General features: G+C 65.2%; 19 protein-coding genes. 13 read left to right on the top strand and 6 right to left on the bottom strand.

The window, feature by feature from the left end; translation table 11 throughout:
• Nucleotides 1–209: 209 nt before the first annotated feature.
• Nucleotides 210–2,279, top strand: a complete 2,070-nt coding sequence (locus G8346_RS06720) for a hypothetical protein (RefSeq protein ID WP_166049436.1) — start codon at nt 210–212, stop codon at nt 2,277–2,279.
• A 98-nt stretch (nt 2,280–2,377) separates the two neighbouring features.
• Nucleotides 2,378–4,390, top strand: coding sequence for a tetratricopeptide repeat-containing sulfotransferase family protein (locus G8346_RS06715; RefSeq protein ID WP_166049434.1), 2,013 nt, complete (start codon nt 2,378–2,380; stop codon nt 4,388–4,390).
• A 12-nt stretch (nt 4,391–4,402) separates the two neighbouring features.
• On the opposite strand, the gene G8346_RS06710 is transcribed toward G8346_RS06715, so the two are convergent.
• Nucleotides 4,403–5,497, bottom strand: coding sequence for a YdiY family protein (locus G8346_RS06710; protein WP_166049432.1), 1,095 nt, complete (start codon nt 5,495–5,497; stop codon nt 4,403–4,405).
• Between the two features lie 191 nt (nt 5,498–5,688).
• Here G8346_RS06710 and G8346_RS06705 point away from each other — a divergent pair, with 191 nt between their 5' ends.
• From G8346_RS06705 to G8346_RS06665, 9 genes are all read left to right on the top strand, one after another.
• On the top strand, nt 5,689–7,761 hold the full coding sequence (locus G8346_RS06705) for a toll/interleukin-1 receptor domain-containing protein (protein WP_166049430.1): 2,073 nt from the start codon (nt 5,689–5,691) through the stop codon (nt 7,759–7,761).
• A 180-nt stretch (nt 7,762–7,941) separates the two neighbouring features.
• Nucleotides 7,942–8,685 (top strand): Crp/Fnr family transcriptional regulator, encoded by a 744-nt coding sequence (locus G8346_RS06700; protein ID WP_166049428.1) that lies wholly within the window; start codon nt 7,942–7,944, stop codon nt 8,683–8,685.
• Between the two features lie 149 nt (nt 8,686–8,834).
• On the top strand, nt 8,835–9,542 hold the full coding sequence (locus G8346_RS15110; protein WP_166049426.1) for a Crp/Fnr family transcriptional regulator: 708 nt from the start codon (nt 8,835–8,837) through the stop codon (nt 9,540–9,542).
• 113 nt (nt 9,543–9,655) lie between these two features.
• Nucleotides 9,656–10,384, top strand: coding sequence for a Crp/Fnr family transcriptional regulator (locus tag G8346_RS06690; RefSeq protein ID WP_166049424.1), 729 nt, complete (start codon nt 9,656–9,658; stop codon nt 10,382–10,384).
• A 181-nt stretch (nt 10,385–10,565) separates the two neighbouring features.
• Nucleotides 10,566–11,237, top strand: coding sequence for a class D sortase (locus tag G8346_RS06685; protein WP_166049422.1), 672 nt, complete (start codon nt 10,566–10,568; stop codon nt 11,235–11,237).
• Between the two features lie 14 nt (nt 11,238–11,251).
• On the top strand, nt 11,252–11,878 hold the full coding sequence (locus G8346_RS06680; RefSeq protein ID WP_166049420.1) for a hypothetical protein: 627 nt from the start codon (nt 11,252–11,254) through the stop codon (nt 11,876–11,878).
• A gap of 31 nt (nt 11,879–11,909) precedes the next feature.
• On the top strand, nt 11,910–13,298 hold the full coding sequence (locus G8346_RS06675; RefSeq protein ID WP_166049419.1) for a diguanylate cyclase domain-containing protein: 1,389 nt from the start codon (nt 11,910–11,912) through the stop codon (nt 13,296–13,298).
• Nucleotides 13,299–13,388: 90 nt separating this feature from the next.
• Nucleotides 13,389–13,760 (top strand): PA2779 family protein, encoded by a 372-nt coding sequence (locus G8346_RS06670; RefSeq protein WP_166049417.1) that lies wholly within the window; start codon nt 13,389–13,391, stop codon nt 13,758–13,760.
• A gap of 124 nt (nt 13,761–13,884) precedes the next feature.
• Nucleotides 13,885–14,709, top strand: coding sequence for a PA2778 family cysteine peptidase (locus G8346_RS06665; RefSeq protein ID WP_166049415.1), 825 nt, complete (start codon nt 13,885–13,887; stop codon nt 14,707–14,709).
• Here the strand turns inward: G8346_RS06665 and G8346_RS06660 are convergent.
• Both G8346_RS06660 and G8346_RS06655 read right to left on the bottom strand, forming a co-directional pair.
• Complete coding sequence (locus G8346_RS06660; RefSeq protein WP_166049413.1) at nt 14,706–14,924, bottom strand: hypothetical protein; 219 nt, start codon at nt 14,922–14,924, stop codon at nt 14,706–14,708. The genes G8346_RS06665 and G8346_RS06660 overlap by 4 nt on opposite strands.
• A 22-nt stretch (nt 14,925–14,946) precedes the next feature.
• On the bottom strand, nt 14,947–15,501 hold the full coding sequence (locus G8346_RS06655) for a hypothetical protein (protein WP_166049411.1): 555 nt from the start codon (nt 15,499–15,501) through the stop codon (nt 14,947–14,949).
• 235 nt (nt 15,502–15,736) lie between these two features.
• On the opposite strand from G8346_RS06655, the gene G8346_RS06650 reads away from it, so the two are divergent.
• Entirely contained in the window at nt 15,737–15,886 is a 150-nt protein-coding gene (locus tag G8346_RS06650) for a lmo0937 family membrane protein (protein ID WP_166049409.1), read from the top strand.
• A 16-nt stretch (nt 15,887–15,902) separates the two neighbouring features.
• The gene (locus tag G8346_RS06645) at nt 15,903–17,279 is read left to right on the top strand and encodes a phospholipase D-like domain-containing protein (RefSeq protein ID WP_206202611.1); all 1,377 of its coding nucleotides are present in this window, start codon (nt 15,903–15,905) and stop codon (nt 17,277–17,279) included.
• A gap of 67 nt (nt 17,280–17,346) precedes the next feature.
• Here G8346_RS06645 and G8346_RS06640 read toward each other — a convergent pair whose 3' ends face one another.
• From G8346_RS06640 to G8346_RS06630, 3 genes are read right to left on the bottom strand one after another with little or no spacing between them, the layout of a single operon-like run.
• Nucleotides 17,347–17,751, bottom strand: coding sequence for a BON domain-containing protein (locus G8346_RS06640; RefSeq protein WP_166049405.1), 405 nt, complete (start codon nt 17,749–17,751; stop codon nt 17,347–17,349).
• 39 nt (nt 17,752–17,790) lie between these two features.
• Nucleotides 17,791–18,069 (bottom strand): hypothetical protein, encoded by a 279-nt coding sequence (locus tag G8346_RS06635; protein ID WP_166049403.1) that lies wholly within the window; start codon nt 18,067–18,069, stop codon nt 17,791–17,793.
• Entirely contained in the window at nt 18,060–18,443 is a 384-nt protein-coding gene (locus G8346_RS06630; protein ID WP_166049401.1) for a phage holin family protein, read from the bottom strand. The genes G8346_RS06635 and G8346_RS06630 overlap by 10 nt, the downstream gene beginning before the upstream one ends.
• Nucleotides 18,444–18,448 lie beyond the last annotated feature (5 nt).

The following is an 18,448-nucleotide window of genomic DNA, read 5'->3' as shown; positions in this document are numbered from 1 at the left end:
CGCACGGCTTGCCGTGGCCGTCTTGCTGGGCGCCGCTGGCGACGTGTAACTGGGCGCCCTGCGGGTCCTCCAAGTCAGAAAGTGTTATGTAATATCAGTGCATTAGGTCAGATAACTCGAGTCCACCTCAGGAATAGTCCGGATTGCGCGATGGCGCTGGGTGTTCTAAGACATCTGCAGGGAACATCTCTCCCTAGAGAGGCTCGCCCATGTACAAGCAACAACGTTTTCTCGCCTGGATCGCGGTCGCCGGAGTCGCCCTGTCAGTTGCCACGCTGCCTGCCTGTGGCGGCGGCGGGAGCGGCGGCGTCTCCTCCTCGGCACTGGTCGTCGACACCTTGCTGGACGACGACACGGCGCCTGCCGGCGCCACGACCTTGCGGACAGCGCTCGCGCAGGCTCCCAGCGGCCAGGCGATCCGCTTCGACCCGGCGCTCGACGGCGGCACCATCGAGCTCACCATCGTCGGCGAGGCACACAGCATCCTCAAGGGCGAGGTGATGGGCATCCGGGACGAGCCGAGTGGTCCGGTCTCCTATCTCGTCGGCTACTTCGAGCGAGATTACGGCCGCTCGGCCCTCTATGCGCGCAAGAGCGTCGTCATCGACGCCTCCAGCCTGGCGTCCGGAATCACCATCGCCTGGACTGGCGGGACCCTGGATCCGGCGCGGGTACTGGCAGTCTACGGCGACCTCACGCTGCGCAACGTCTCCATCACGGGCGGCGTCAACATCGCCGAGGACATCTCGACCGGCAACCCGGACGACCAGCCCTGGACGCTGGCCCGGGGCGGCGGCGTCGCCGTCTGGGGCCGCGCACGGCTGAGCGATTGCCGCATCTACGACAACCACGTGCAGGGCGATTTCGACCCGTCGCGGGACCGGGGTGCGTTCGGCGGCGGCGTCTACGCGGACATCGTCACCATGGAGCGCTGCGTGGTGAGCGGCAACTCGGTGCTCGGCGGCGGCGCCGCCGGCGGTGGCGTGTTCTCCGTCGGCGGCCGGGACGTCGCGTCAGACACTTCCCTGATCGAGACCTCGGCGGTCACCGGCAACCGCATCAGCGGGCTGTTCACTTACGGCGGCGGCATCTACTCCGATGGTGGCGGCATCGGGAAGCGAAACCTGCTGCATGTGCGCAACACCACCGTGGCGCAGAACCTGGTCGAGCCGGCGCCGGGGCTGCCGCCCTTCGTGCTCGCCACCGGCTACTGGCGCGGCGGCGGGGTGTACGTCTCGAATGGCTACCTGGCGCTCGAGGCGGTGACCGTGGTCGAGAACGAGGTGTACGGCGTTGCGCGCACGGACGACCTCGGCAAGCGCAACCTCGCCGGCGGCGTGGCTGCGACCATCGGCAATGCCCACGGCATCGAGGACATCTTCATCGGCCATTCCATCATCGCCGGCAACACGGTGCACGAGATCGGCGGCACGAGCTATGCGCACGACGTATTCACCGGCTCCGCCTTCTACTTCCGCAGCCTCGGCTACAACCGCATCGGCGTGATCGATTTCAGCCAGATGCTGGTCCCGGTCGGCGAGCCGACGTGGGCCTCGCTGTCGCGCCGGCATTATCCGCAGGTTGGCGACATGGACGGGGTGGAACTCGACGCAGTCGTGGAGCGGCCCTCGGGCATCGTGCGCTCCGATGTCATTCGCTCCGTGGGTGTGGATGCGCCGGACTACGCGGTGCTGCATTATCGGCCCTGGGACCTGGCCCTGAACCAGGTCCCGACCGGAAGCTACGGGCTGGATGAGATCGTAGGCGAGTACGCAGTGGCACCGGGTGCAGTGGACAATTTCCTCGCCATCATGCTGGCGAGGATAGAAACCCGGTTCGGCCTGCCTGGCTTTGCCAGCCAGTTCCGCAGCGAGTTCGAGAATTTGCTCGGCGCGGTCGATATCGATCCGGCGGCGCCGGGCTTGCAGCCTTACCTGGACCCGGCCGGCCAGCCGATACTCACGCTGGCCGACACGCACTGGTTCGGCCCGGCAGTGACCTGGCCGCGCGAACTCTACAACTATCCGTACATCGAGTTCTGGCATCGCCTCGACGCCGCATTGCTCGAGGCGCAGGTCCCGGGCATGGGACCGGAGACCCTCGGCGACGCTGCGTGGGATGCCCTGTTCTCGTCCGGCCCGCTGGCAGAGAACCCCGGCATCACGCTGCTGCTCGCCAGGCAGCAGCGCCTGTTTGCCGAGCTCGCGGCGATCGACCAGCGCGGCGTGCCGCGGCCTGCAGGTGTCCGCGGCGATATCGGCGCGATCGAGGTGCCGTAGCGTCCAGCCCGCGCGAGCCTGAGCGGGTCGTATTCCGCGACGTGTTGGCCGACAATATCGGCCGGCACGTCGCCTCTTTACGGACCGGACCGCAAGAAATGCCTGTAAACCCCGCCCTGGACGAAGCCAACCAGCTGATCGCAGCCGGCCGCAGCGCGGAAGCCGCGGCACTGCTGGAGCGCTTCAGCGCCGATCCCGGCTGCGCCGTGCGCCTGCGCGAGTTGTGCCTCGGCGAACAGCGGCGCGAGCAGGCCATGGCGGTGAGCCGGGAGCTGGCCGCCGGGCGCGATCCCGAAGCTCATGTGAGCCGTTCGGTGATCGCGCTGCTGCAGGGGGACCCGGAACGCGCATTGATGGAATGCACGCTGGCCCTCGAGGCGGACCCGAAGCTCCCCACGGCGCACAATCATCTCGCCCGGGCGCTCCACAATGCGGGCCAGTCGTTGCAGGCTGTTTCCGCGCTGCGCAAGGCGGTGGAACTGCGTGACAACTACCCGGAAGCCTGGGCCAACCTCGGGCTGGTGTTACGGGCGACGGGCGGGCTGGAGGAGGCCATCAAGGCTTACCGCCGGGCCGTCGAGCTCGCGCCCGGCTGCGTCGTGGCCGAGCTCAATCTCGGCATCTCCCTGCTGTTGGCCGACCAGGTCGATCCGGCGCTGTTTTGCCTCGAGTCGGTCCTCAAGCGTGAGCCGTACAATCTCGATGCGCTGCTCAATGCCGGCCTGGCACTGCACCTGCGCGGCGAACTGGGCAAGGCCATGCAGTATTTCGAGCACGCCATTCGCATGGACGAGAATCATCCGCTGGCGTGGCTCTATCGCGGCGCCCTGTTGCATGAGCGCAATGACAACGAGCAGGCGCTGGACGCCTTGCACAAGGCGCTGGCGCTGGATCCCATGGAAATCGAGGCCTGGGTGGAAATCGCCGGCATCCATGAGCAGGCCGGCCGGCTGGACGCCGCGGCCACGGCGCTGGAGCAGGCGCGGCAGATCGACCCGGCGCATCCGGCGATGCAGCTGGAGCTGGCGCGGCTGAAGCGGCGCCAGGGAAAGCTGGACGAGGCGTTGGCGCTGCTCAAGGGACTCGCTGGCCGTGCCTTGCCGGCGCGACTCGCCCAGCAACACCGTTTCGAAGCGGGCATCGCGCTGGACCGCGCCGGTCGTTACGACCAGGCTTTCGAGGCTTACCAGCAGGGCAACCGCCTGCTGGCCCGCAACGTGCGCCGTCGTGGCGTCGACCCGCGGGCGTTCGACCGCGAATGCCGCGAGCTGGAGCAGTGGCTGGAACGCGGTGCGCCCGGGGCTCATCCGCACAACGAGGAGCCGGGCGGGGACACCGGCGCCGACCTGTGCTTCCTGGTCGGCTTCCAGCGCTCCGGGACGACGCTGCTGGAGACCATGCTTGCCGCGCACCCCGACGTCGTCTCGATCGACGAGAGGCCGACGCTGGAACGGGTCATCGATGTGCTGCGCACAGGCAAGCCGGGCTATCCCGATGTGCTGGAGTCGCTGGATGAGGCACGACTCGCCGAGCTACGCCGGTTGTACCGCGGGGAAGCCGAGCGCTACCTCGAGAGTCGCCGGGCGCGCCTTATCGTCGACAAGCTGCCGCTGCGCTTCATGCACGCCGGCCTGGTCCATCGCCTGTTTCCCGACGCCCGCATCCTGTTTGCGCTACGTCATCCCTGCGATGCGGTGCTGAGCAACTTCATGCAGGCCTATGCGGTCAACGAGGCCTCGATCCACTTCGACACGCTGCAGGGGAGTGCAGGCATGTATGTGCGCACCATGTCCCTGTGGCGCCGCCTCGAAGAGCTGGTGCCCCTGCGGCTGCAGTACACGCGCTATGAGGACCTGGTGGCGGATCCGCAGGCGGAGATGGCGGTGGTGTGCGGGTCCCTCGGGCTCGAACCGGTGGCCGGCATGTTCGATGCCGCAGCACGGCTGGCCGGGCGGGCCCCGGTGCGCTCGGCCAGCTACCAGCAGGTCGCCGAGCCGATCCACCAGCGCTCGGCGGGGCGATGGGTGCACTACCGCGAGCAGCTGGCGCCTTACCTGGACCACCTCCGGCCGCTGGCGGCGCACTACGGTTACAGCCTGGAAATCACCTGAGAGCGCGACGCCTCAGAACTCCCAGCCCAGCCCCACCACGTAGCGCCAGTCATCCTGTTCCGGCAGGACGCCGTCAGCGTCACTTTGCGGCTCCTCGATCCGGTCCCAGATCAGCGAGAGATCGAGATCGAGTCTTTCGGTCAACTCGAGCTCCAGGCTGCCCATCATGTGGTGGTTGTACCTGCCGCTCTGCGAATCAGTGAACTGGAACCGATACTCGTAATTGAAATCGACCCAGTCCGTCAGTTCGCGCTCGTAGAACGTGCCTACGACCAAGGCGGCGCTGCCTACCGAATCGTCTTCCCCGGGTTCCACCGCGTCGAACCGCGTGGCCTGGTAGGCAGGGCCGCTAAAGACTTCCCAGGACGTGGTCGACGTATCCAGGATCTGCCAGCCAAGGCCTGCGCCCAGCCAGATGCGATGGGCGACATTCTGGAAAGGGTCGCGGAAATACTCGCCGAAGGCCGGCCTGAGGAAGAAGCGGTCGGTAACGAAACGGTCCCAGGAGAAATTGGCGCGGTGGTTGTTCGTCGTCTCGATGTCGTTGGTCTCGGCATAGTTGGCCAGGTAGTCGATGCGCATCCTGTTCTTGACCGTTCGTCGGGTGGCGGAGGCCCTCGCATAGAAGTCCCGCTGGTCCGAATTGCCTTCGCGCAGGGCGGCGCCGGCAGACACCTTGATGGCCCAGAAGTTGATCTCCTTGGGTTCCCCCGCAGTGATGCTGATGATCTCGTCCTGGGGAAAAGTCATGCCCGCATCCATGATTTCCAGGGCTCCCCCTGACATGAGTACCCGGCCGGTTCCGATGCGGTCGCCGGTAGCCCGCACCTGGAGAATTTCCGCGCTGCGCAGCTCCCTGACGTCCCTCCAGTCGAGCATAAGGACGCCGAGCTCATCGCTGTCGAATTCCAGTTCGTTGTCGTACATGGCGGTGACGTCGCCCTTGAGCCATTCGTCGGAGGTCAGGCGGACCCAGTCGTAGTCTTCCGGCATGGGCGCACCGTCAGGCCAGCTGGGCTGGGCGTCGGCGGGGGCAGCCGCTGCCAGCAGGACTGTGGCAAACATGATGCCGATAAGGGCAGAAATTCCGTGGGTTCTGTCGGACATCGATTGCAGACTCCTGGCTGGTCTCGGACCCCGGTGCGCACCAGTTCGCCGGGTCGGCGCACACTTTGCCGGAGTCGTGCGCGATTTTCGAGCCGGATCCGGCACGGTCGTGTGATTCGGAAAACATGGTTTATGCTGCCTTGCGGGCATTGGCATCGCTTTCGGGAGGCTTGGCGACAAGGAGAGAGTGCGTGGCCAACACACGGCGTTACCGGGCGTTCATCAGCTACAGTCATGCCGACAAGGCGGTCGCCGAATGGCTGCATCGCGCTTTGGAGCGCTATCGGCTGCCGTCGCGACTGGTCGGACAACAGACCGGCATCGGTCCCGTGCCGGCCCGGCTGACCCCGATATTCCGCGACCGTGACGAGCTTTCGGCTGCGGGTCACCTGTCCGATACCCTGCGCCAGGCGCTCGCCGACTCTGATTTCCTGATCGTGATCGCCTCGGTCGACGCCGCTGCCTCGCGTTGGGTCGACGAGGAAGTTCGCCTGTTCAAGAGCATGCACGGCGAATCCCGGGTGCTGGCGCTGATTGCGGCTGGCAATCCGGGTGAACGCGACATCACCGGTTTCTTCCCGCCTGCGCAGCGCTTCCAGGTGGACCGCGAGGGCCGTATCACGGATCGGGAGACCGAGCCGGTCGCTGCCGATCTGCGCATCGGCGCCGACGGCAAGCGACTGGCCAAGCTGAAGCTGGTGGCTGGGCTGACCGGGCTGCCGCTCGATGCGTTGGTCCAGCGCGAGGCTGCCAGGCGACAGCGCTGGCTGATGGGCATCGCCAGTGCCTCGTTGGCGCTGGTGGCGGTGATGGCCGTGCTCACGGTTGCGGCAATCCAGGGCCAGCGTGAAGCCGAGCGGCAGCGAGCCGAGGCCGACGGCCTGGTCGAATATATGCTCACCGACCTGCGACAGAAGCTCGAGCCAGTAGGCCGGCTCGATGTGCTGGATTCGGTCGGCCGGCGAGCGCTTGCCTATTATGAGGGCCAGCGCCCGGCGAGCCTTGATGCCGATGCACTGGGCCGCCGCGCTCGCGCCCTCATGCTGGTGGCCGAAGTGCGCGAACTGAATGGCGACGGGACGGCGGCACTCGAAGCCTATGCTGCCGCCGAAGAGTCCACCGCCGAGTTGTTGGCGCGCGACCCGGACAACCCGGACCGCATGTTCGATCACGCCCAGAGTGTCTTCTATGTCGGCCAGGTCGCCTGGCAGCGGCGAGACTGGGACATCGCAGAGGCGCGATTCCGCCAGTATGCCGCGCTCGCCGAACGTATGCTGGCCACCGACCCCAGCAACCCGAAATGGAAACTGGAAACTGGCTATGCCGCCAATAGCCTTGGGGCACTTTACCTCGACCTGAGGCGCCCCGACGACGCCATTACCCAGTTTCAACGCTACGTTGCAGTTACTGACCAGCTGGCCGCGGAGGCGCCGGGTGATACCTCGGCCTTGTGGGACAGCAGCCAGGCTCGCGCCTGGCTCGCAGACGCCTTTTTCCAGTCGGGAAATTCCCAGGCGGCCGAGGCTGAGCGCATGGCCGAGCTTACGATCCTGACGGCGTTGCGGGCGGCGGATCCGCGCAACAGCAGCGTGCGCATGTCCATGGCCCGTGCCCATGATGCGCTTGCGACGAATGCCCTCGCGCAAGGCGCGGTTGTGATGGCGGCGACACGTGCCCGCGATGCGCTCGTGGAGATGCAGGCACTACTCGACCAGGACCCTGCCAATTCATTGTGGCGTGACATTGCGACGTCCGCCGCCAACACTCGTGCCGAAGCCTTGCTGCTGGACGGCCAATGGGCCGAAGCCCGTGGCGTGAACGCCTGGGCGCTCACCAATGCCCTCGAGCTGACGTCGAGCGACCCCGCCAATCGACGCTGGACGATCAGCTTGCTGATGCAGGCACGATGGATGGAGGTTGCAATACTGTTCGGCGAGCGCCGCACTGTTGAGGCCCGCGCGGGACTGGCACGCTTCCAGTCGGATTTCGGCGCGAGCCGGAGTGCGGATGTCGAGCGGGGCGCCGCCACGGCCTGGCTCGCGATCCATGCAATGGAGGCCGCCGATCGTGCTGCCAATAACGATCCGGCAAAGGCGCGTGCGGCGGCTGCCGCAGCTGGTGACCTGGTCACCCCGGTGCCTGGCACGAAGCAACAAGCGTTGCTCGAACTGGTGACGGCGCAGGCCGCAGGCCAAACAGCATTACCTGCGGTGAACCCAGGGCGCTATCCGGCCCATGCGCTGATCCAGGCTATTCGTCCTTAGCGGCCGGTTGCGCCCGACCTGCATCGCTTGCGGGCGCCTGCATCTCGCTGCACTCGGATGGTGCACTGCTTGGAACCGCACCTCCGCGGAACCCAGGCCACACCTCTGTGCGGTATCGAACGGAAGGGGCGCAGCTGACACGATAGCGTTCTTGCACGGTAGCATCGCAATGGAATTCCCATGGCCCTCATTCCTGCCCCCGAGCAGAACCACTTGCTGGCGGCCTTGCCGCACCAAGCGCAGCTCCGCCTCCGGACGCATCTTGAACTGGTCGACATGCCGTTGGGCAAGGTGCTCTACGAGTCGGGCCAGTCTTCACAACAGGTTTACTTCCCGACGAATTGCATCGTTTCCCTCCTGTATGTGATGGAGAACGGCGCCTCGGCAGAGATCTCGGTGGTGGGCAACGAGGGGATCGTCGGCATCGCAGTCTTCATGGGCGGAGAGAGCACCACCAGCCGCGCGATCGTCCAAAGCGCCGGGCATGCTTACAAGCTTGCGGGGCAACGGCTCAAGGACGAGTTCAACCGTCATGGAGACTTGCAGGTGCTGATGCTGCGCTACACGCAGGCGCTGATCACGCAGATGGCCCAAACCGCAGTGTGCAACCGTCACCATACGATCGACCAGCAGCTTTGCCGCTGGCTGCTTCTGTCGCTGGACCGCCTCAGGTCCAGTGAACTCACCATGACCCAGGAACTGATCGCCAACATGTTGGGCGTGCGCCGCGAAGGCGTCACCGAAGCGGCGGGCAAGCTGCAGCGGCTGGGCGTGATCGATTATCACCGCGGGCAGATAAAGGTGCTGGATCGGGAGAAACTCGAGGCCTTGAGTTGTGAATGCTACGCGGTGGTAAAGGAGGAGACCGACCGCTTGCTGCCATACGTGCCGGCTGGCCGTCGCAGCACCGAGATGAATGACTGAGGCCGTGTGCGCGCCGGCCGGCTTGGGTGACGGCTTCGTGCGGCGACGCACAGACAGCGGCAACGGATGCCAAGCACTCTGGCTCTGATCGAGGTGACACGATGTGCTCTTCGTGCCTGCCTGGCCATTGCCGCGTTGAAGGAGCTCATGTGGCCAACATCCCGCTCCAGTCCCCGGTCTCGGAAGCAAATACCTTGGTTGCCAGCCTGCCGCGCGGGGAGCGCAAGCAGCTCCTGTCGTTGTGTGAACCATTTGCGATGCGAGCCGGCGACGTCCTGTGTGACGTCGATACGCCATACCGGCACGCCTACTTTCCCACCAGCGGACTGGTCTCGCTGGTATCGGTGCTGCATGACCACAAGCCGATGGACATGGCGTTGATCGGCCAGGACGGGATGCTCGGGGCGACGCTGGTGCTCGGTATCGATACGGTTCCGATGAAGGCCGTAGTGCATGCGCCGGGCAGCGCCCTGCGCATCAGGGCGCCGAACCTGCGGCGGCGGATACAGGTTTCACCGGTGTTACGGAAGATAATTAGCCGCTACCTTTACACGCGGCTCGTCGAGCTTTCGCTGGTCGGAGGATGTATCCGCTATCACAGGATCGAACAGCGCCTGGCGCGGGCCCTGCTGCTTGCCGCGGACCGGATGGCAGATGGTCGGTTTTACCTTACCCACAGCGACCTGGCGGACATGCTCGGCGTGCGGCGTAGCAGCATCACGATTGCGGCCGGGGACCTGCAGGGTCGGGGGCTCATCAACTATACGCGCGGCAATGTCCGGGTCCTGGATCGTAATGGCCTGGAGGCGATGTCCTGCGAGTGCTACGAGGTATTTCAGACACGCCAGCGGCACTGAGCCCGTAAGCCTGCGCCTGGTACGTCGAGCGTCTCATCGCCGCTCGGTAAGGTACCGCACATATTGGCTATAATTCGAGCAGTATTGGCCCAGATTGGTCATCAGGCTGCCGCATGACTGCCATACGTGTAACACAACAGAACTTGCTTCTGGCCGCCCTTCCGGAGCCGGTGCGGGAGCGCCTCGCGCCGCAGCTGAAGCTCGTCGAGATGCCGCTGGGCAAGGTGCTTTACGAGTCTGGGAATAAAATTCGCTACGTCTATTTCCCCACGGAATCAATAGTTTCCTTGTTGTATGTGATGAAAAATGGCGCTTCTGCCGAGATCTCGCTGGTAGGGAACGAGGGAATCGTCGGCGTGGCGCTCTTCATGGGTGGCGAATCCACGCCGAGCCGGGCGATCGTGCAGAGTGGCGGCCACGCCTTCCGGCTACCGGGTCGGGCACTCATGCGAGAGTTCGACCGCCATGAGGATTTTCAGCACTTGATGCTGCGCTACACCCAGGCCCTGATCACGCAGATGGCGCAGACTGCGGTGTGCAACCGGCACCATACGATCGACCAGCAGTTGTGCCGCTGGCTCTTGCTCTCGCTGGACCGCCTGCCGGACAACCGGCTGACCATGACCCAGGAACTGATCGCCAACATGCTCGGTGTGCGACGTGAAGGCGTCACCGAGGCTGCCGGCAAGCTGCAGAGCGAGGGCGTCATCGAGTATCACCGCGGCCACATAACGGTGCTGGACCGGCCCCGGCTGGAGAGCCTGTGCTGCGAGTGTTATGCGGTGGTGAAAAGAGAAACCGACCGCCTGTTGCCTTTCACGGTATCGCGCCGCGACGATTGACGTGGACGCGGCCGCGGCGCGGCCATCCGGTTGCGGCGCACAACCTCTAATCCCTTTTCGGACGGCATCCCACCATGGCGCGTTCCTGCGCTATGTGCGCTTGTGTACAGACAGGCGTAAGCCCCCTGTTCGACACTTGCAAAGACTTACCAGGAGATGCGACTCGTAGCATGCGAAGAAGATGAAGATTTCAGAGATGTTGCTGTGGATTCTCGGCACGACGTTGCTGGCCTTGTACTTCGGCAATCGTTACTGGGGCGAGCACCAGCGCCGGGAAGGCTTGGCCTCCTTCGCGGAAGTGCAGCAACTTGCACCCGACGAGTGGCTACGCGAAGCGCAAGCAGGAGCGTTAGTGCCCGCCAGGATGCAGCTTGTGTCAGCTGCGGCCACTGCTACAGCTACAGCAGCAGCCACATCGCCCGCCGCAGTAATTGCAGGCGTGGCGCAGGACCCGGGGGGCGTGATTGCCGTGCTGCGGGTTCCCGGCATCGCGCTGGAAGTGCCCGTCTACCAAGGCACCACGGAGCAGGTGCTCCGCCGGGGAGCAGGCTTGGTCGAGGGCACGGCATTTCCGGGCGCTGCGGGTAATGTCGGCATCGCGGCGCATCGCGATACCCATTTCCGCGGGCTGAAGGACGTGGCGATCGGTGACCTCCTGGAGCTGGCGCTGCCTGACCGGGTCCTCGTTTATCGCATCAACGCCCTCGAGGTCGTGGATCCCGGCGACGTGTATGTGCTCGAAGATACTGGCGAGCCGATGCTCACGCTGGTGACTTGTTATCCCTTCTATTTCGTCGGCAACGCGCCACAGCGCTACGTCGTGCGAGCGACCGTGGCCGACGAGCTCATGTAAACAAGGAGAACGTGATGAAGGTTATGCAAACCAAGGCACTTAGCTGCCTGACGGCAATGGCGTTAAGCGCCTCATTGCTCAGCGTGGCCGGGGCACAGCAAGAGCCGTTCCCGCAGGAACGCGAACAAGCGAAGAGTTGCGCAGAGGTGGACTGGAACGCGGACATGACAAGCAACCACCCGAGGTTGATTGAAGCGTGCCGCGAAGTCGTCATGGCGAGCGGCGAGAGCTGGGCGCGGTTCGAGGCGAAGTTTCTGCGCGTCGAGCAGGATGGCACGGTGTCCTTCAGCCTCCGCGACAGCCGCGATCGCCACGTCGAAGAAGTGACGTTGCAGCCGGCCACCGGCCAGGTGGCCTACATCGACGACCGGGCAACGCCGTTCTCGCAGCTGCGTAGCGACCAGCTCGTCAACCTGTATGTCCCGGAAGGGACCTATGGCTTCGTGACCCAGCCCGGGGCGCCGGTCGACCAGGTCGCAGTGGTGAAGCCGCCAGCCCCGCCAGCCCCAACGCGTGTCGCCGCGGTGGAGCCGCGTGCCGCCACGTTGCCCGCGACGGCCGGTGTGCTGCCGTGGTTCGCTCTTGGCGGTTTCCTTTCCTTGCTCGCTGCCGCTGGTATGCGCGTGGGCCGCAGGCGCTGAGTCCGAACACGGCAGGGTGATCACAACCGGAATGGCGGCACATCGCGAAGAGCAGCAACTTTTTGGCGCGGAGCTGGCCGTCCGGCTATGCGAGTTCTCTCCGTTGGGCATCTGCCTGTCCGACAGGACGGGCAGATGCATTTACGCCAACGCGGCGTACCTAGAGATCACCGGGCTCGCCCATGCACAGGCTTGCGGGGCGCCATGGACCGGCGCGCTGCACCCGGACGACCGGGAACGCGTCAACCACGAGTGGCGGGACGCCGTCGCGGCCGGCGAGGCGTTCCACGCTGAAGTCCGCCTGCAGCGGCCGGACGGCGGCATGGTGTGGGCCCAGCTGCATGCCTCGAACGTGCAAGGGGAGGGCGGATCCACCGCCGTCCTCCTGGTGGTGGAGGACATCACGGAGCGGAAGGTGGCCGAGTCCGTGCTGCGCAAGGCGGAAGCAGCGCTGTTCGCCGAGAAAGAGCGCGCCCAGGTGACGCTCGGCTCGATTGGCGACGCCGTCCTGGTGACGGATCTCGCCGGCACCGTCACCTACCTGAACCTGGAGGCGGAGAGCCTGACCGGCTGGTCGCGGGAGGAGGCGCTGGGCCAACCGCTGGGGACAGTCTTCCAGATCATCGATGGGGTGTCGCGCACTGCCGCAGCGAATCCCGCTGAGCGCGCCGTCGCGGAAGACCGTACCGTTGGCCTGGCGATGGGCTGCTTGCTGCAGAGGCGCGACGGAACCGAGCTCGGGATTGAGGATTCTGCAGCCCCCATTCACGACCGCGACGGGGCCGTGACCGGCGCCGTCATCGTCTTCCATGACGTGGCTCGATCCCGTCTCATGTCGGAGCAGATGTGTCACGAGGCCCGGCACGACCACCTCACCGGGCTGGCCAACACCGCGCTGCTGAAAGAGCGACTGGACCAGGTGTTTAGCCTTGCTCATCGCCACCACAAGCAGGTCGCTCTCTTGTTCATGGACCTGAACAGGTTCAAGGACGTCAATGATTTGCACGGGCATGAATTCGGCGACCAGCTTCTTGTTGCCGTCGCCCGGCGTCTCGAGGCCTGCGTGCGGGAGAGCGATACGGTATGCCGGCGGAGCGGCGATGAGTTCGTGATCCTCTTGACGGAGATCGAGTGCAGGCAGGACGCAGCATATGTGGCCGAGAAAGTCCTGGCGGCTGTTAATGCTGAACACGTCATCGAGGGTCGTCCCGTGCGAATCAGTGGCAGTATTGGAATCAGCCTCTACCCCGACCACGGCGATGACGTCGACGCCCTTATGCGACGCGCCGATGTGGCGATGTACCAGGCCAAGGCCGGCCGCCAGGCGGGTTTCCGCTTCGCGCGGGCTCGCGCTGTCAATGGTCATTCGGACCGCACTAAGCGCGGTATCGCACAGATCGCGGGTACGCCTCGCGATTAACCTAAGCCGGAGAATGCAGCCAGTGGCTGCGATCCGGGCGCCAATCACGACGCCTGGCACAGGTGACGGTAATCTCCAAGGAGTCGGGTAATGAGAAACAGAAACAGTGTCGTAATCGCCCTCACGCTGGCAGCCATGCTAGTGACCTCGATGCCTGCCGCTGCGGGGATCGTGGGTACGGAGCAGATGGTGGCGGAGGAGGCTCGCTCGCACACGCTGGACCGGATCGACGTGGTGCTTGCGGGAGAGGCAGTTGAGGCACAGCTGCTGGCCTGGGGCGTGTCGCCCGACATGGTCCGGGAGCGGATGGCAACGATGTCCGACCTCGAGCTCCGGCAACTGGCCGACAGCATGGAAACAGCCCCGGCCGGCGGTGACGTGCTGGCCGTGATCGGCGTGGTATTCGTGGTGCTGTTCATTCTCGAGGTGACAGGCGTCATCAACATCTTCAGCCGAATCTGATCGCGGAGTAGCGACGGCCGCAGCAGCGCCAGGCGCTGCTGCGGGCTGGTCGCATATCGGCGTGCGCTCGCACAACCTTCTCATGTTAGTCGCCATCGCTCAGCTTGTGCTGAGCGCATGTGCCGTGGGCCCCGAGCGCCAGGTTCTACGCGAGGCCGGACTGCCGGTCGAGCTCGACCAGGTTCCCTTCTTCCCGCAGGATGAATACCAGTGTGGCCCCGCGGCGCTCGCCACCGTGCTCGTGCACAGCGGCATCGACGTCTCGCCGCAGCAGCTGGTCCAGCGCGTTTATGTGCCGGACCGCAAGGGTAGCCTGCAGGCGGAGATGATCGTGGCGACGCGCAGCCAAGGGCGCGTCCCCTACGTGCTGCCGGAGACTCTCGCCCCCATCCTGATGGAGCTGCGCAGCGGGCAACCCGTGCTGTTACTGCAGAATCTCCGCCTCGAGCGCTGGCCGGTCTGGCATTACGCCGTGCTGGTAGGCTTCGACCCCGCAGCCGAGAGGTTCCTGCTCCGTTCCGGCACTACGCGCCGCGAGGAGCGCGGGGCGGTGCCGTTCCTGGCCAGCTGGGATCGTGGCGGGCGCTGGGCAATGGTCGTGGTGAAGGCTGGCGAGCCGCCCGCCAGTGCGGATGTGCTTGGCTGGCTGCGCGCGGTGGCGCCCTTCGAGTCTACGGGGGATCTGGAACTGGCCGCCGAGGGCTATGCAGCGGCCGTGGCGCGGTGGCCGGATGAACCGATGGCATGGACAGCGCTGGGGAATGTGCGCTACCTGCAAGGCGACGTCACGGCGGCGGCAGCCGCCTACCGCCATGCACTGGAGCTCGCGCCGGGGTTCCGCGCCGCGTGCGAAAATCTCGCGCAGGCACTCAGTGAACTCGCCGCAGCAGGGGAAATTGCATGTGACGAGGCGAATGCCTGCGCGAGCAAGTGCGGTCCGGGCCTTTAGGACTTGCGTGGCACCACGAGGATCAGCCCCCCACCGATCACGGCAGCCAGGCCGGCCCACAGGGGAATGTTGACACGCTGTTCTTCCTTCATCTCGAGGTGCACCGGACCGATGTCCGTCGAATGCGTCTCCCGGGTGTAGCTGAAGCCGCCGTAGGCGAGTCCCAGCCCGCCACCGATAATCAGGATGAGCGCGAGGATCTTGAAAGCGTCCATGTAAATCTCCAGTGGGCCGGTGTTACCTGGCCTGGTAGCTGAACTTCTGTCCGCCGACGGCGGCTTCGTACATCAGCCCGCTTTCGTCCATGGTGAAAACGGCGACGCCGTCCGTGTAGGTCGCGTTGGCGCCGGCGCCGGACTTCAGGGCGACCGCGGTGGCCTGGGCGGCAAAGCGGAAACCGCCTTCCTTGAAGCTTGCGACGTCCTTCCCTGTCTCAAAGGCGATGATCTCGGAATAGACCTGCCCACCGAGCTGCATGCCCACGGTGGCCTGTGTCAGGTCGCAGTAACCCACTGCACGACCCTGCTCGTAGAGCACGCCCCTGCCGTAGGCGCCGCCGACGCCCGCTGCGGCCTTGCCGACCCTCGGGAACACCGCGTAGCCGGCGGATGTGTCAAAGACCGGAGCCAGCGTCGGATCGGCTGCCTTGGCCGCGGCCAGCGTGGTGGCGGCATCCTTCTCGATGTCTGCCTTGCCCTCGACGGAGACCGGTGCGGTCGCGCAGGCGCCGAGTGCCAGGGTGAGAATCGTTCCGGCGAGGATAAATCTCATTCGATGCAGAACTCTGTTCATCAGCTATTCCTTTACAGCGCCCAGCGCTGCGGTGATGTGGCAACTCGCCACCCGTACTCAGCATCGTGGATTGGCGTCGGAAGTTCAGTTCGCTGGCGCACCGAGCCGGCCTGGCCATGCCGGCCCTTCGGTGTTACACCGCACAGAAGGCGGTCCTGCAAAGGAATAGGGTTTAGTTGTGAGTTCGGCACACGGAACAGTTCTTGCCGCCGGCTCATCCAACGGAGTGCTGACCATGCTGTACACAATTGCTGTTGTTCTTCTCGTGCTTTGGTTGCTGGGGCTGGTCTCCGGAACCACCATCGGCGGGTTCGTGCACGTGCTGCTGGTGATCGCGGTGATCATGGTCCTGTTGCAGCTCATCAATGGCCGGCGCGCTTTGTAGAACGGCGCGTTGGACCGTGCAGATCGCGGCCGGGCTGCTGAGCCTGGCCGGCTGCGCGGTCTTGCCGAGCACCGAACTGGACCCGACGTCTTCCACTGAGGTGCTGTTCCAGGGAGGGAGCGGCGTCCTATCTGAAGTGCGTGGCGAGCAGCTGCTCCAGCAGCTGGAAGACGAAAATGCCGCACCCGACATGCTGCGCAAGCATCTCGCCTACGAGCAGGAAATCTCCATCGGCAGCCCGCTGGTGCTCGGCAACAAGGTGACGCTGCTGCAGAACGGTCCGGATACGCACGAGGCGATGCTCGACGCGATCCGCGCCGCTGTCGATCACGTCAATCTCGAGACCTATATTTTCGACGACGGCAAGCTCGGCCAGGAGTTCGCCCACTTGTTGCTCGAGAAGCAGGCGAGCGGGGTCCAGGTCAACATCCTGTATGACAGCGTGGGCGGGTTGCTGACGCCGGAATCATTCTTTGAGGACCTGCGCGAGGGCGGCATCGCGGTGCTCGAGTTCAATCCGGTGAACCCGCTGGCTAAGAACCCAAAGACCTGGCAGATGAACAACCGCGATCACCGCAAGCAGCTGGTGGTCGATGGTCGCACCGCCTTCATCGGGGGCGTGAATATCAGCCAGAGCTATTCGAGCTCACCCGCAGGAAAGCCGGCACCGGGCAAAATACAGCCCGGTGCCGCGGAAAACGACGAGGGTTGGCGCGACACGCACATCATGGTCGAGGGGCCCGTCGTGGCGGAGTTCCAGCGGCTCTTCCTCGACACCTGGACGCGGCAGGCAGAGGCTCCGCCGAAGCCAAGGCATTACTATCCCGAGCTGTCCGCACAAGGCGACGAGATCGTGCGCGCCATAGGCAGCAGGGCGGAGGACGAGGCCAGCCCGATTTACCTGACGCTGGTGTCCGCAATCATGCGCGCAGAGGCTGAGGTTCACGTGACGGTTGCCTACTTCGGGCCCGATCCGGTACTGCTCAAGGCGCTGACCGGCGCGGCACAACGGGGCGTTGAGGTGAAGCTGGTGTTGCCGAGCCACACGGATTCCGCGGCGATCTTTCACCTCGGCCGCTCGTACTACACGAAACTGCTGAAGGCCGGAGTGAGGATTTACGAGCGACAGGGTGCGGTGATGCATGCAAAGACCGCAGTCGTCGACGGCGTGTGGTCCACCATAGGTTCCAGCAACCTGGACTTGCGCAGCTTCCTGCATAACGACGAGATCAACGCGGTGGTGCTGGGCGGAGAGTTTGCCGGGCAGATGGACGCGATGTTCGCGGCAGACCTGGCCGAGTCCGAGGAGATCCTGCTTGCGGAGTGGCGGCGCCGGTCAGTATGGCTGCGCATCAAGGAACGGTTCGCGCGCGTCGTGGCCTACTGGCTGTAGCAGTGGCCGTGCGCCAAAGAGCCGGGGCGCGGATGCTTGTCCCGTGCCCCGGATGCGTTTGCCCGGCTTACGGGCGAGCGACGGTCAGCGCCGTGGCGTCGACACGCTTCACGCCTTCCACGTCCGCAGCAAGCGCCGTGACGTGATCGACGGCGGCCTGGGTTGCCAGCTCGCCTTCCAACATCACCACGCCATCCTTGGTATCGACATTCACATCGAGACCCTTGGCGTCGGGATCGGCGAGCAGAACGGACTTGATCTTGGTGGTGATCCAGGTGTCGGACACGGCCTGGGTGGCGGCCGCGCCGGTCGCCTTGGCGGCTTCGCCCGTGGTTTTCGCAGCCTCAGCTACGGTCGAGTTTCGGGTCGTATCTGCGGTGGGTTCTGCGGCATTCTTGCCGCAGCCAGCGAGCCCGAGGGCGACGGCGATACCCGCGACGATGAGCGTATTGCGGTAGAGGGAATTGGTCATGATGTTTATCGCTCTGTTCTCGGTGTTGAAGAAATCAGCTTATTCCTTCGCGCGCGTCGTGTCGGTTGCATAGCGCACCAACTTGAGCAACAGCCGAAGCCCGGCATTCACCTCTTCCAGCAAGGCCAGCAGCCGCAAGCCCTGCAGGCGGCGGTCCTGGTGTAGCGCGGCGCCGAACAGGCCCGCTGCGATCAGCGCGCCAGGCGATACCATGCGCTTGCCGACCGAGTGCCTCACTCCGCCGAGGGCGAAGCGGAAACGAGCGCGCCGCAGGTGGATGCTGCGCTCAGCCTGCCGGATGCGCGATTTCATTGACATGGGGGCGGTGGCCTGATGGTGCGCTGAGTGGCTGGCCAGCCCAACCGAGCGCCGGTGGCCCTGAGCAACAGCCAGGCGCCAAGGCCGAGCACAAGGTTGGCGAGGGCGAGCAGCGTCATGGCCATGGGCGGCGCCATACCTCGATCAATCAGGACCAAGGCCGCCGCACCGGCGAGAGCCAGCCATGCGCTGGCCAGCACGAGGCCGGAGAAGACTGCAATCATCCCCATCCTCGAGACGCGGACGATGAACAGGCGGCTCTCCAGGGTGGCCAGTTCGATGTGGTCATGAACCAGCCCGCGCACCTCGCTCGCGAGGCTGGCGGCGTGTTGGCCAAAATCCGGTGGCGGCGCTGAGGCGTCGTGCGTCGCCACCGGGG

Origin of the sequence: Thioalkalivibrio sp. XN279 (assembly GCF_011089885.1) — a bacterium.
GTDB lineage: Bacteria > Pseudomonadota > Gammaproteobacteria > Steroidobacterales > XN24 > XN24.
This window is presented reverse-complemented; position numbering and strand designations above follow the sequence as displayed.